At 47.9% G+C, this 12,938-nt stretch carries 11 protein-coding genes; all 11 read left to right on the top strand.

The genetic code is table 11. The annotated features are described in order from the left end of the window. The first annotated feature begins 99 nt into the window (after positions 1-99). The 11 genes from flhA (at position 100) to AWU77_RS18330 (ending at position 12,934) form a co-directional block, all read left to right on the top strand. Positions 100-2,319 carry a flagellar biosynthesis protein FlhA gene (gene flhA, locus AWU77_RS18380; protein WP_062067002.1) on the top strand — a complete coding sequence of 740 codons (2,220 nt, stop codon included), beginning with the start codon at positions 100-102 and terminating at the stop codon, positions 2,317-2,319. Between the two features lie 21 nt (positions 2,320-2,340). Next, complete coding sequence (gene flhF / locus AWU77_RS18375) at positions 2,341-3,894, top strand: flagellar biosynthesis protein FlhF (RefSeq protein ID WP_062066999.1); 1,554 nt, start codon at positions 2,341-2,343, stop codon at positions 3,892-3,894. Between the two features lie 171 nt (positions 3,895-4,065). Beyond that, the gene (locus tag AWU77_RS18370) at positions 4,066-4,890 is read left to right on the top strand and encodes a MinD/ParA family protein (RefSeq protein ID WP_062066996.1); all 825 of its coding nucleotides are present in this window, start codon (positions 4,066-4,068) and stop codon (positions 4,888-4,890) included. A 95-nt stretch (positions 4,891-4,985) separates the two neighbouring features. Further along, positions 4,986-5,729: an RNA polymerase sigma factor FliA gene (locus tag AWU77_RS18365; protein WP_062066993.1), complete on the top strand. Its 744-nt coding sequence runs from the start codon at positions 4,986-4,988 to the stop codon at positions 5,727-5,729. Between the two features lie 200 nt (positions 5,730-5,929). Further along, positions 5,930-6,313: a chemotaxis response regulator CheY gene (cheY, locus tag AWU77_RS18360; protein WP_039914554.1), complete on the top strand. Its 384-nt coding sequence runs from the start codon at positions 5,930-5,932 to the stop codon at positions 6,311-6,313. A gap of 36 nt (positions 6,314-6,349) precedes the next feature. Next, the gene (locus AWU77_RS18355; RefSeq protein WP_062066989.1) at positions 6,350-7,153 is read left to right on the top strand and encodes a protein phosphatase CheZ; all 804 of its coding nucleotides are present in this window, start codon (positions 6,350-6,352) and stop codon (positions 7,151-7,153) included. Positions 7,154-7,198: 45 nt separating this feature from the next. Further along, entirely contained in the window at positions 7,199-9,523 is a 2,325-nt protein-coding gene (locus AWU77_RS18350) for a chemotaxis protein CheA (RefSeq protein WP_062066986.1), read from the top strand. A gap of 86 nt (positions 9,524-9,609) precedes the next feature. Further along, positions 9,610-10,740 carry a chemotaxis response regulator protein-glutamate methylesterase gene (locus tag AWU77_RS18345; RefSeq protein WP_062066983.1) on the top strand — a complete coding sequence of 377 codons (1,131 nt, stop codon included), beginning with the start codon at positions 9,610-9,612 and terminating at the stop codon, positions 10,738-10,740. After that, a complete protein-coding gene (locus tag AWU77_RS18340) occupies positions 10,740-11,486 on the top strand; it encodes a flagellar motor protein (protein WP_062066980.1) in 747 nt (248 codons plus the stop codon). The genes AWU77_RS18345 and AWU77_RS18340 overlap by 1 nt, the downstream gene beginning before the upstream one ends. Before the next feature lie 47 nt (positions 11,487-11,533). Next, complete coding sequence (motD, locus tag AWU77_RS18335) at positions 11,534-12,409, top strand: flagellar motor protein MotD (RefSeq protein ID WP_062066977.1); 876 nt, start codon at positions 11,534-11,536, stop codon at positions 12,407-12,409. Positions 12,410-12,451: 42 nt separating this feature from the next. Then, positions 12,452-12,934, top strand: a complete 483-nt coding sequence (locus AWU77_RS18330; RefSeq protein ID WP_062066974.1) for a hypothetical protein — start codon at positions 12,452-12,454, stop codon at positions 12,932-12,934. The last annotated feature ends 4 nt before the right edge of the window (positions 12,935-12,938 follow it).

Genomic DNA, 12,938 nt, shown 5'->3' with positions numbered 1-12,938 from the left:
ATAATAAACACTGGTTAACTATCTTCAGCTGACTGCTTAAATCGGTATGCTTCTTGCGATATCACGGATAAATGATCTAACCGTCAAGAATCCGTGCTTATGGCCTTACCAACGTTTAACCAGCTCAATAATATTAACGGCAAAGCGGCGCTAAACTCCCTACAGGGAATGGGGCGCGGCAATCTGGGTATTCCAATATTATTGATCATGCTGTTGGCAATGATTATTTTGCCAATCCCGCCGCTACTGCTCGATATGTTTTTTACTTTCAATATCGCGCTTTCTCTCGTTGTGCTGTTGGTGTCGGTTTATGCCATGCGCCCGCTGGATTTTGCCGCTTTCCCCACGATTTTGTTGATTGCCACCTTGCTGCGCCTGGGTTTGAACGTGGCGTCTACGCGGGTGGTATTGCTTGAAGGTCATGAGGGTGGGGATGCTGCCGGTAAGGTAATCGAGGCCTTTGGCAATGTGGTGATTGGCGGCAATCTGGCCGTGGGTATTGTGGTGTTTATCATTTTGATGATCATCAACTTCGTGGTAATCACCAAGGGTGCTGGCCGTATATCGGAAGTGAGTGCGCGTTTTACCTTGGATGCAATGCCCGGTAAACAAATGGCAATTGATGCCGATTTAAATGCGGGATTGATCGATCAGGATCAGGCGCGGGAGCGCCGTAAAGAAGTCTCTTCCGAGGCGGATTTTTATGGCGCGATGGACGGTGCGAGTAAGTTTGTGCGCGGCGATGCGGTCGCGGGCATCATGATTATGTTTATCAATATTATTGGTGGTTTTGCCATCGGCATGATGCAGCACGATCTGACGTTTGGCGATGCGTTTGAAAAGTACACCATTTTGACCATTGGCGATGGTTTGGTCGCTCAGATTCCCGGCCTCTTATTATCAGTTGCGTCTGCCATTTTGGTGACCCGTGTAAACACCTCGGAAGACATGGGTAAACAAGTCGTTGGCCAAATGTTTACCTCGCCTAAAGCCTTAGCAGTTGCGGCCATCATGTTGATTATTATGGGTTCTGTTCCCGGTATGCCGCACCTTGCTTTCCTTGGTCTGGGTTTGTTGTGTGCCGGTTTGGCTTACTACATTCATTGGCGTAAACAGCAACCGGCGGTGGTGGAAGACAATAACTTTATCCCCGCCGGTAGCCGTGCTGCAGCCGGAGAGCCTCAACCTTCGGGCGGTGGTGCCAGTATTGCACCGCAACGCTCGGCGCCTGCTTTGCCGCAAGGTACACCGGAATCGCCAGAACTCGGTTGGGATGATGTGCAGCCGGTGGATGTGATTGGGCTGGAAGTGGGTTATCGCCTGATCCCCATGGTCGATAAAAATCAGGGTGGCGAGCTGTTGGGTCGTATTAAAGGCGTGCGCAAAAAGCTATCGCAGGAGATGGGCTTTTTAATTCCGTCGGTACATATTCGCGACAATCTGGATTTGACCCCCACTGGCTATCGCCTGAGTTTGATGGGTGTGTCCATGGCGGAGGCAGATGTTTATCCGGACCGGGAGCTGGCTATCAACCCCGGGCAGGTGTTCGGCACACTCGAAGGCATTAAAACCAAAGACCCCGCATTTGGCCTGGATGCTATCTGGATTAGCCCCAGTCAACGTGAGCAGGCGCAGACCTTGGGTTACACCGTAGTGGATCCGAGTACCGTGGTGGCGACCCATCTCAACCAAATCCTGCAGCAGCATACTTTTGAGTTACTCGGCCACGAAGACGTGCAAAAGCTGTTGGATATGTTGGCCAAATCATCCCCCAAATTGGTGGAAGAGTTGGTGCCCAACACCTTGAGCATCAACGTACTGCTCAAGGTATTGCAGAACTTGCTGCGCGAGCGAGTGCCCATTCGCGATATCCGCTCCATCGCCGAAGCCTTGGCGGGTGCAGGAGCAAAGAGTCAAGATCCCGCCGCTCTTACCGCCTTGGCGCGGGTGGCTTTGTGTCGTCAAATTGTCCAAAACATCATTGGAAACGAGCGAAACCTGCCTGTTATCACGCTTGAACCTACATTGGAACAATTGTTGCTAAATACCGTACAGCAGGCCCAAAAAGCTGGCGCGGACGACAGCGCATTTATTGAGCCTGGCTTGGCGGATCGGTTGCAGCAATCACTGATCAGCGCAGCGCAGCAGCAAGAGTTATCAGGCAAGCCACTCGTCTTGCTGGTCGCTGCACCGCTTCGGCCAATGTTGTCGCGCTTTGTTCGCCACAGTGTTCCCGATATGCGTGTACTGGCTTATACCGAAGTACCGGAAAACAAACAGATCAGTATCGATGCGAGTGTCGGCGCTGATAAAAAGTAGCCCAAGTGGTAGGAGTTGAATATGCAAGTCAAACGTTTCGTAGCTGCTGATATGCGCCGTGCGTTGGAATTGGTTCGCCAGGAGTTGGGGCCAGATGCCATTATTCTCTCGAGCAATCGCATCCCGGAAGGGGTGGAATTGTTGACTACTATGGGGTCCGATTACGAGCTCAAACAACTGCAGAATCGCCCATTTGCGGAATCGACTTTTGCGCTGAGCGAACCTTTATTAAGTGATGGCGATATATCCCCCCGTGCGCTGGGCGCCAACCCATCGCGCAAGGCGGTGCCTGTTATTACACCAGCTGCCGCCCATCCAAATGCAGGTAAAAGCGGTGCACAGTTGGCTGAAGATATCGAAAAAGCGCGTTTGCGTATGCTCGCTGCGCGCAAAGCCGAAGAGTCAGCAAAAGAATTTCTCGTTGGAAAAAACACCGTTGTTAACGCGGGTATTCCCCGTAATACTCCGGCACCTGCGCAAAGACCTATGGTGGGTATGAGTGCAGCTGAAAAATACCCTTTGATTGATGCCGCTCCTGCGCCAGTCGCTACGCCAAGCCCTGTGCCAGCTCCCGCGCCGGCACTGAGCAAAGAAGCCATCTCGTTTCGCGAAACCCTGCTTAACGAGGGGCGTTTACAAGAATCCTTTAACGCGCAAGTCGGTGGTGATGACAGTGTTGATCAATCCTCACAGCTCACCGATTTGCAGGCCGAAATTGCCGATATGCGCTTCTTGTTAGAGCAGCAATTAGATCGCTTGACCGGCCAACAATCTGCCCCGATTAGCTCGCCTGTGCTGGCCAGTGTGGCACGTCGCCTTGAACGCTTGAATTTACCGAAAGATGTTATTAGCTCGGTCATTAGTGCTTGCACAAAAACCAAAACCTTGAGCGATGCCTGGCCGGATGCCTTGGCAAATCTTGCGCATCAGTTACCCATTAACGGTCGCGATATAGTCGAGCAGGGCGGGGTGTTTGCCTTTGTCGGCCCGACCGGCGTAGGTAAAACCACCACCATTGGCAAGCTCGCCGCGCGCTATGTATTGCAACACGGCGCTGACAAAGTGGCTCTGATTACTACGGATACCTACCGCATTGCGGCACATGACCAGCTGCGCTCACTTGCGCGTATTTTGCGTGTGCCAGTGCGTGTGGTGGATGAAGCAAACCCGCTGGATTCGGTATTGCGCAGCCTGCGGCACTGTTCGTTGGTATTGATCGATACCGCTGGTTTTCGCCACGGTGACCCACATTTAAAAGCCCAGCTTAAAGCGCTGGCCGATCAACAGCTGGTAAAAACCTATCTGGTAATGTCGTGCAATAGCCAAGTGCAAATGCTCAAAGCATCGATCCACGCTTACGGCGAGGCGCGCCTTCAAGGCTGTATTCTCACTAAGTTGGATGAAACCGCGAGTATTGGTGAAGCTTTGGGTGTAGCGATTCAAAACCGGTTGTCGATTGCTTACACAACCGATGGTCAGGATATCCCCAAAAATTTGGATGTGGCGCGTGCGCATCAACTGGTATCAAAAGCGGTTGCCCTGCTTAAATCGAATCCAGCAACGGCAGTCTCGTAAGCAGCAAAGATCAACAGTTACGGTTATAACCAGAGTAATTTGTCGGTGAAACTGAAATTAGTCGGATGAATTGATAATCCCTATCTATACTCAGATCACCATTGGTGTGCCCTCGAATAGATTAATAGTGCAGGGCACCACTCGAAGAAATAGGTTTGGAGTTATGTATAGATGAGCCAAATGCGACCAGTACAAGTGATCGCTGTGTCCGGCGGCAAGGGCGGAGTGGGTAAAAGCAATATATCCGTAAACCTCAGCATTGCGCTGGCAGAATTGCGCCGCAGAGTGGTGTTATTGGATGCCGATTTGGGGTTGGCGAATGTCGATGTACTGCTAGGTATTCGAGCCACTCACACATTGGCCGATGTACTTGCCGGTACACACAGTTTGGCGGATGTATTAGTAACTGGCCCAGCCGGTATGAAGATTGTTCCGGCGTCATCCGGTGTGCAGCGGATGGCAGAACTCAGTGCTGCTGAGCACGCTGGGCTAATCAATGCGTTTAATGAACTTTCCGATCAGGTTGATATTTTGGTAATTGATACAGCTGCCGGTATATCCGATACGGTGGTGAGTTTTGTTCGAGCCGCCAACGAAGTCATTATCGTTGTTTGCGACGAGCCTTCATCGATTACCGATTCCTACGCCTTAATCAAATTGCTCAATAAAGAGTATGGTATGCAACGGTTCCGGGTGGTCGCCAATATGACGCGTACACCGCAGGAAGGCATCAATATGTTTAATAAACTGAATATGGTGTGTGAGCGCTTTTTGGATGTGGCGTTGCAATTTGTCGGGCAGGTACCGTTTGATGAAAATGTACGCAAAGCAGTACAAAAACAAAAGTCGCTACTGGAGTTCGCACCCACATCTAAAGCGGCAGTTGCGATTCGCGGGCTTGCACAAGTTGTAGACAAGTGGCCGCTACCCAATTCGCCCACCGGGCGGTTAGAGTTTTTTGTTGAGCGTTTACTGCAGGCTGCGAATGCGCGTTAGTACACGGCGCTGTGCAGAACAAGCGATGGATGTAATAAGTTGTGCCGCAAGGCTGTTGGTAAAACGCCGGGTTGTTGCTGAAAAGAAGGTGCTCAATGGCCGCAGTCAATGGTTTAGCCATGTACGATAAAAAAACCTTACTTGATGTTCAGATCAATATTGAAGACTACGCGCCTCTAGTAAAGCGTATTGCCTATCACATGATGATGCGGATGCCTGCCAGTGTGCAGGTAGACGATCTGATCCAGGCCGGCATGATCGGCCTTATCGAAGCCTCTCAAAAATACGACGGCTCGCGTGGCGCGAGTTTTGAAACCTATGCCGGTATTCGCATTCGCGGTGCGATTGTCGATGAAATGCGCCGTGGCGATTGGGTGCCACGCTCGGTTCATCGCAATGCGCGCCGTATATCGCAAGCTGTGGCGGCCGTTGAAGCGCGCACCGGGCGCGATGCAAGTGATGCTGAAGTTGCTGCTGAATTAGGTGTTGAACTAAACGAATATTTTGAGATGCTGCAAGATTCCAATGGCAGCCGATTGTTTAGTTATGAAGAAACTTTTGGTGAAGAAGATAGCAATATAGATGCATCGGAGCACAGCAGTGCATTTGCCAGCCCGCTCGATGGAATTCAGCGCGATGGGCTAAAGCAGGCGCTGATGAATGCCATCATGTTATTGCCTGAGCGTGAACGCATGGTTTTGGCGCTTTATTACGATCAAGAGTTAAACCTGAAAGAAATTGGCATGGTGCTGGGGGTCAGTGAATCCCGCGTGAGTCAGATTCATAGTCAAGCGGCCGCCCGGTTGCGCCATAAACTTGCCGATTGGCAATCGGACTAGGGTGCGATCAAATCTCAGGCGGCTTGGCTAAAAAAGTGTCGGCCAAATACAGTGAAATCACCAAAAACTCTGTATTTTCAGCAATTTGGACTATGATTCGAATTAAAAGTTGAAGATTTGTATGCCGGAACTGGCCGAACCTTCAACTCCTACTAGACTATGATTAAATGAAAATCCCGTCAGGGTGAGTGGAGGTTGCGTTGGATAAGAATATGAAAATCTTAATTGTTGATGACTTTTCAACAATGCGACGGATTATTAAAAACTTGCTGCGGGATTTGGGTTTTTCCAATACCCATGAAGCGGACGATGGCGTTACTGCGTTGCCCATGCTTAAAAGTGGCGACTTTCAGTTTTTGGTTACTGACTGGAACATGCCAGGTATGACTGGTATCGATCTATTGAAAGCTGTTCGTGCTGATGAAAAGCTGCGCACCTTACCTGTGTTAATGGTGACCGCTGAAGCCAAGCGCGATCAGATTATTGAGGCGGCGCAAGCCGGTGTTAATGGTTATGTTGTCAAGCCATTTACTGCGCAAGCACTCAAGGAAAAAATCGAGAAAATTTTTGATCGTGTAGGTTAATTAAAAACTCGATCAAATAATAAATAAGGCGTTGTTATGGCATCTGAACTTCAAACATCCTTCAATGACGAATTTGTTGTCGAGTTGAAAGAATGCGCTAAGTTGCTCACTGAAAAATTGCAGGCCAATCAATTCGAAGATGCATCGGTGTTGATTCATACCATCACCCAAGCGCGGGATCGGCATATTTTTCAATCGGTAGGGCGGCTAACACGTGGGTTGCATAACGCGATTGTCAATTTCAATGTGGATGCTGATTTAACCAAAGAGCCGCCAAAGATTGCCAATTCAGATATTCACGATGCCTCTAATCGCTTGAATTATGTTATCGATCTTACGCAAAAAGCTGCTGAAAAAACCATGGATATGGTCGATGAAGCTGCACCTATAGCGATGAATCTTGGACAGGAAGCGAATAGCCTGCGCACCGAATGGGCGCGGCTTAAACGTCGCGAAATGGGGCCAGATGAATTTCGCCAGCTCTATGATCGCATGGATAGTTTTTTAGGACAGATGGTTACGGGTACCGAACAATTAAGTAAAAACTTACAGGACATTGTGCTTGAGCAAGGCTTTCAAGACTTAACCGGACAAGTATTAAAGCGCGTAATTGGTTTGATTAATGATGTTGAAAAAGATTTAGTCAGTTTGGTACGTATTGCTGGCCAAGTTGAAGAAATTGCTGGGCTCTCTAACGATAGTGAAACAGCAGAGCACGATATGGAAATTATGCATAAGCGTAAAACCGAAGCTGAAGGCCCACAAATAAATAAAGAGCGTGCAGATGTTGTTTCCGGACAAGACGATGTAGATGATTTGTTGTCGAGTCTCGGGTTCTAAATTTTTTTAAGTTTGCAGATCTGCGGGTCACGCGAGGAACGTTGAATGAGTTTTGGTGATGACGAGGATATTCTCCAGGATTTTCTGGTAGAGGCGGGAGAAATTCTCGAGCGCCTTAGCCAGCAATTAGTTGATCTGGAGCAGCGCCCTGAAGATAAAGATTTGCTTAATGCAATCTTTCGCGGTTTTCATACTGTTAAAGGTGGTGCGGGCTTTTTAGCGTTGACTCCCATGGTTGAATGCTGTCATTTAACTGAAAACCTGTTCGATATTTTGCGTAATGGAAAGCGCGCGGTAACGTCTGAATTAATGGACGTAGTGTTAGAAGCATTGGATATGGTTAACCAACAATTTGAATTGGTTTCCCAGCGTGAAGAATTGCCTCCTGTTGATCATGCCTTAATTGCTTCGCTGGAGCGTTTAGTTTCATGTGCCGACTTAAATGAAGCAGCTGAAAGTGAGGTTGCTGAAGTTGCTGCAAATGAAGAGATTATCCCAGCGAGCGTTCCTGTTACCGAAACACCTAGCGGTGATATTACCGACGCAGAATTTGAACAATTGCTTGATGCGATAGCAGGGCAACCAACGGCGATTGCTTCTGTATCTGCTACGCCCACTTCTGTTTCCACCCCGGTGAGTGCGTCTGGTAATGATGAAATTACTGAGGACGAGTTCGACGCTTTGCTGGATCAATTACACGGTAAAGGCGGTGCACCTGGTTTGGCAGCTTCGGCACCGGCAGTTGCCCCGATTGCTGCCGGTTCATCGAATGATGAAATATCAGAAGATGAGTTTGAAGCACTGCTAGATCAACTGCATGGTAAAGGAAAGGGTCCTGGTCCGGGCTCAGTTGCTCAAACATCTACTCCAGCAATTCCTACAACAACATCACCTCCTCCTGTGGCTGCAGCATCAGGAGGCGATTTAATCAGTGACGATGAATTTGATGCGTTGCTTGATCAACTTCACGGTAAAGGCAAGGGGCCGGGGGTTAGTGCCACAGCGCCTGCGCCAGTAGCGCCCACTCCCGCAGCGCCTGCCGCAAAAGCACCAGAGGCCAAGCCCGCTGCTGTTGCGGCTAAGCCTGCACCTGCGTCGGTTGCGCCTAAGAAAGTTGAGCTGCCTAAAACTACCACTACACCTGTTGCCTCATCGCCACCTGCCAGTGAAAAAGAAGCACCGCAAGTCGAAACAACAGTGCGTGTGGATACTCAGCGCCTCGACGATATTATGAATATGGTGGGCGAGCTGGTATTGGTACGCAATCGCTTGGTGCGTTTAGGTAATAGCTCTACCAATGAAGCCTTGGTAAAAGCGGTTGCAAATCTCGATGTGGTCACTGCCGATTTACAAACGTCGGTAATGAAAACCCGCATGCAGCCCATCAAAAAAGTTTTTGGTCGCTTTCCGCGTGTAGTACGCGATTTGGCACGTAGCTTAAAAAAAGAAATTAATTTGGAGTTGGTGGGCGAAGAAACCGATTTGGATAAAAATCTGGTGGAAGCGCTTGCTGACCCGCTGGTACATTTGGTGCGCAATTCGGTAGATCACGGCATTGAATTTCCTGATGTGCGTGAAGCGGCTGGGAAGGCCAGGATCGGGCAGGTAGTGCTTTCTGCGGAGCAGGAGGGTGACCATATATTGTTGTCTATCAGTGATGATGGCGCAGGTATGGACCCGGTTAAGTTGCGCAATATTGCGGTTGAAAAAGGTTTGTTTGATGAGGACGCGGCGAATCGTTTATCAGACACTGAAGCTTATAATTTAATATTTGCGCCGGGTTTTTCAACCAAAAAAGAAATTTCTGACGTGTCAGGTCGCGGTGTGGGCATGGATGTGGTGAAAACCAAAATCACCCAGCTAAACGGCACAGTTGAAATTAAGTCTGAATTAGGAAAAGGCACGCGCTTTATTATCAAAGTGCCGCTGACATTGGCAATTATGCCAACATTAATGTTCATGTTGGGCCAGCAAACATTTGCGTTTCCACTTGTGAGCGTAAATGAAATTTTCCATATGGATCTTAATAAGAGCCATATAGTTGATGGACAAGATTGCATCGCAATTCGCGATCAGGCGATCCCACTGTTTTATATGAAGGATTGGCTAGTCAAAAATGCCTATGGCGAGCGTCCGGATAGTGCTCATGTCGTGATTGTAACGGTAGGGACTCGCCGTGTTGGTTTTGTTGTTGATCAACTTATTGGTCAAGAAGAGGTAGTGATTAAACCTCTTGGAAAAATGTTGCAAGGAACCCCGGGTATGGCAGGGGCAACAATTACAGGTGATGGCACTATCGCATTAATTTTGGATATTCCCAGCTTATTACGTCGCTATGCTAAAGGGTCGACCAGTTGGGGTCATAGCTAGTGGTCATTGAAAAGCCCCCCATTTTTACGTCGGGTTATTTAAACCATTGTATTTTCCAAAGCAGTTATTACTGCGGAGTGAGTTAAATGCCTGTCCGGGTATTGGTAGTCGATGATTCAAATTTCTTTCAGCACCGCCTGAAAGATATTATTAATGAGCACCCGGATTTAAAAGTTATTGGTATTGCCAGTAATGGTCGCGAAGCGGTAGAAAAGGCAGAGCAGCTTAAACCAGATATCATCACTATGGATTTTGAAATGCCAGTGATGGATGGTGTTACTGCAATAAAATTGATTATGGCGAGTCGCAAGGTGCCCATCTTGATGTTTTCTTCCCTCACTTATGAGGGGGCGAAAGTGACTCTGGATGCATTGGCTGCAGGTGCGCTGGATTTTATCCCCAAAGATTTTGCGGAAGTATCACGCAGCTCTGCATCACTCAAGAAAAAATTGCACGAGCGTTTAATTACTCTGGCAGGTGTTAGTGGGCGAGTGTCGCCAGTTGCAGAGCCAAAGCCCTCATCGATTGCATCCCCTGCAAATTTTCGTTCGCCAGTTCCAGTCGCTCCAGTGCCAGCGCGCGCACCGATGAGCGCATCGCAAGATGATTCTGCAAAATCACCTGGGTCTGATAGTTATCGATTAAAAAAACAACCCAAATTACTGGTGATTGGCGCATCCACGGGAGGCCCAGTTGCATTGGCTGAAGTACTCATTACTCTGCCAGCTAATTTTCCCTTGCCTATTGTATTGGTACAGCATATGCCAGAAAACTTTACCAAAGCATTTGCTGAGCGGTTAAATAAACAATGCAATATTCGTGTACGTGAAGCAGTTGACGGGGATCAATTGCAACCTGGGTTGGCACTGCTTGCGCCGGGCGGAAAACAGTTAATGCTCGATAAGCGCAACGGTGGTTCGGTGCGTGTATTGCCAGATGACGAACGAGTTACATACAAGCCTTCGTTGGATATTACGTTTGGATCCGCTGCGAATATGTATGCCGATAAAGTGCTTGGTATTGTATTAACGGGAATGGGATCGGACGGTTGTAATGGCGCGCGCTTGCTGAAAGAGGCTGGCTCAGCACTCTGGTCGCAAGATGAGGCGAGCTGTGTGATATACGGCATGCCGATGGCAGTCGCTCGTGCCGGCTTAACCGATAAAGTGCTTAGTTTGAAGGACATAGGCCCACGCTTGGTGCGAGAGGTTATGTAATGGATTTACTTAGTATCTTCGGGGTTATTATTGCATTTGCTGCAATTATTGGTGGGAACTTTTTGGAAGGCGGAGGCCTGGCTACATTGGCCAATGGGCCTGCTGCATTTATTGTTTTTGGAGGCACATTGGGTGCTGCCATGTTGCAGACCTCAAAACACAGCTTGCGGCGCGCGCTAAAAATAGTTGGTTGGGTATTTAAACCGCCATACGTTCCGTTTAAACAAGGCGTCGCCAATATTGTTCGCTGGGCGGCAGCCGCACGTAAAGATGGTTTGCTGGGGCTGGAAACAATTTCTGAGCGCGAAAAAGATAAGTTTGCTAGAAAAGGTCTACAACTATTGGTCGATGGCAACGAACCGGAAGTGATTCGCCGTATTCTGGAATCCGATTTGATCGTCGATGAGCAGCGCGATTTTGATGCGATTAAGTTTTATGAATCTATGGGGGGGTATGCACCTACTATCGGTATTATTGGTGCGGTAATGGGGTTGATTCATGTGATGAACAATTTGGCCGATCCTGCCACTCTTGGTCCAGGGATTGCTATTGCGTTTGTCGCAACCATTTATGGCGTCGCCTTGGCTAATTTGGTATTTATTCCTATCTCCAATAAATTGCGTATGTGTGTGAATGAAAACTCGCAATACCGTGAGCTGATAATTGAGGGCATTATTGCCATTGCTGATGGTGAAAATCCTCGTTCGATTGAAATGAAGTTAAACGGTTATTTGCATCCTCATTAAGTAGTTTGTTCCATCTGATTTTTATCACAATCAATAGCAGTGTTTTTATGGCGCGTCGCAGACGGCAAGAGGTTCATGTTAATCAAGAGCGTTGGCTAATTTCTTATGCCGACTTTATTACGCTGCTGTTTGCTTTTTTTGTGGTGATGTATTCTATTTCACAAGTCAATGACAGCAAATATCGCGTACTATCCGATACCTTTATCGAAGCTTTTAATCAGCCTACTAATGCGCAAACCAGCACTGAGCCACAAGATAATGCATCCCCATCCAATAATATTATTACGCCTATTGATGTGGGGCAAACTGCGCTGGAACCAGTAGTAGGCGAGCAAGTGTCTGCGCTTGATGCGCAAACAGATGTTGCGCCACAAGGAGCAGACGAATCACTTAAAACCAGCGACGAATTAACGCAAATTTCTGATTTGGTGGCTGAAAAATTTACCCAGTTAATTAACGATCAGTTGATCCAAATCTCCAGCAACGAGCTGTGGCTGCAAATTGAGTTAAAAGACAGTATTTTGTTTACGTCGGGAAGTGCAGATACCAGCAATCAGGCGCAAACAATCTTTGATGAGATCGCCGGAATTTTGAAAAATTATTCTAACCCTGTGCAAGTTGAAGGGTTTACCGACAACATTCCTATTAACAGCATTAAGTATCCTACGAATTGGGAGCTTTCTACGGCGCGCGCTAGTGCGATTGTAAAATATCTTGCATCTAAAGGCGTCGCGCCAGAGCGTTTATCTGCGGTGGGTTATGGTGAATATCAACCTGTGGCTGCAAATGATACAGAGCAGGGCAGGGCGCAAAACCGTCGCGTTACCATCATGGTGGCGAAGCGCAAAATGGAGCGTCCTAAAATCAATGTGTCGCTGCCAGCAGTTTCACCTCCAGCATCCAGTGCATCACAGTCAAATTAACCTGCAAACAGCCAATTAGCATAAATTGAGCTTGGTAGCATTATGGTTATTAAACAAAAAATAAAAGGCGCTGTAGCTTCCGTTGCGCCAAAAATAGTGGTCGGACTCTTAGGTTCGTTTATTTGTTTTCTGTGCTTCTTTGTTGTTACGTCTAAATATTCCTATGCCGATGAAATAAAACCATTAATGAGAGTGGTGATTTCATGTGAAAAACATCTTACACCTGATCATGACGACTATTATTTTAGTAAATTATTAGAATTGGTTTTGGCTAAAACAGCAGAAACACATGGCCCCTATCAAATTAACTTTGTACCGGTAATGCCAATCAATAATCGGCTTCTACGCGAAATAGAGCTTGGGCGGGTTGATGTAACCTGGATGCCGCACAATGCCAATGCGCCCCAGCAGTTATTGCCTATTCGATTTCGGCTGTTAAAAAATTTGAGCGACCATCGTGTTTTTTTAATTCGCACTGGCGATCAGGCTCGCTTTGATCCCTACCGCGAATATCGGACACCTTAGAAAC

It is taken from the genome of Cellvibrio sp. OA-2007 (assembly GCF_000953825.1).
Taxonomy (GTDB): Bacteria; Pseudomonadota; Gammaproteobacteria; order Pseudomonadales; family Cellvibrionaceae; genus Cellvibrio.
This window is presented reverse-complemented; position numbering and strand designations above follow the sequence as displayed.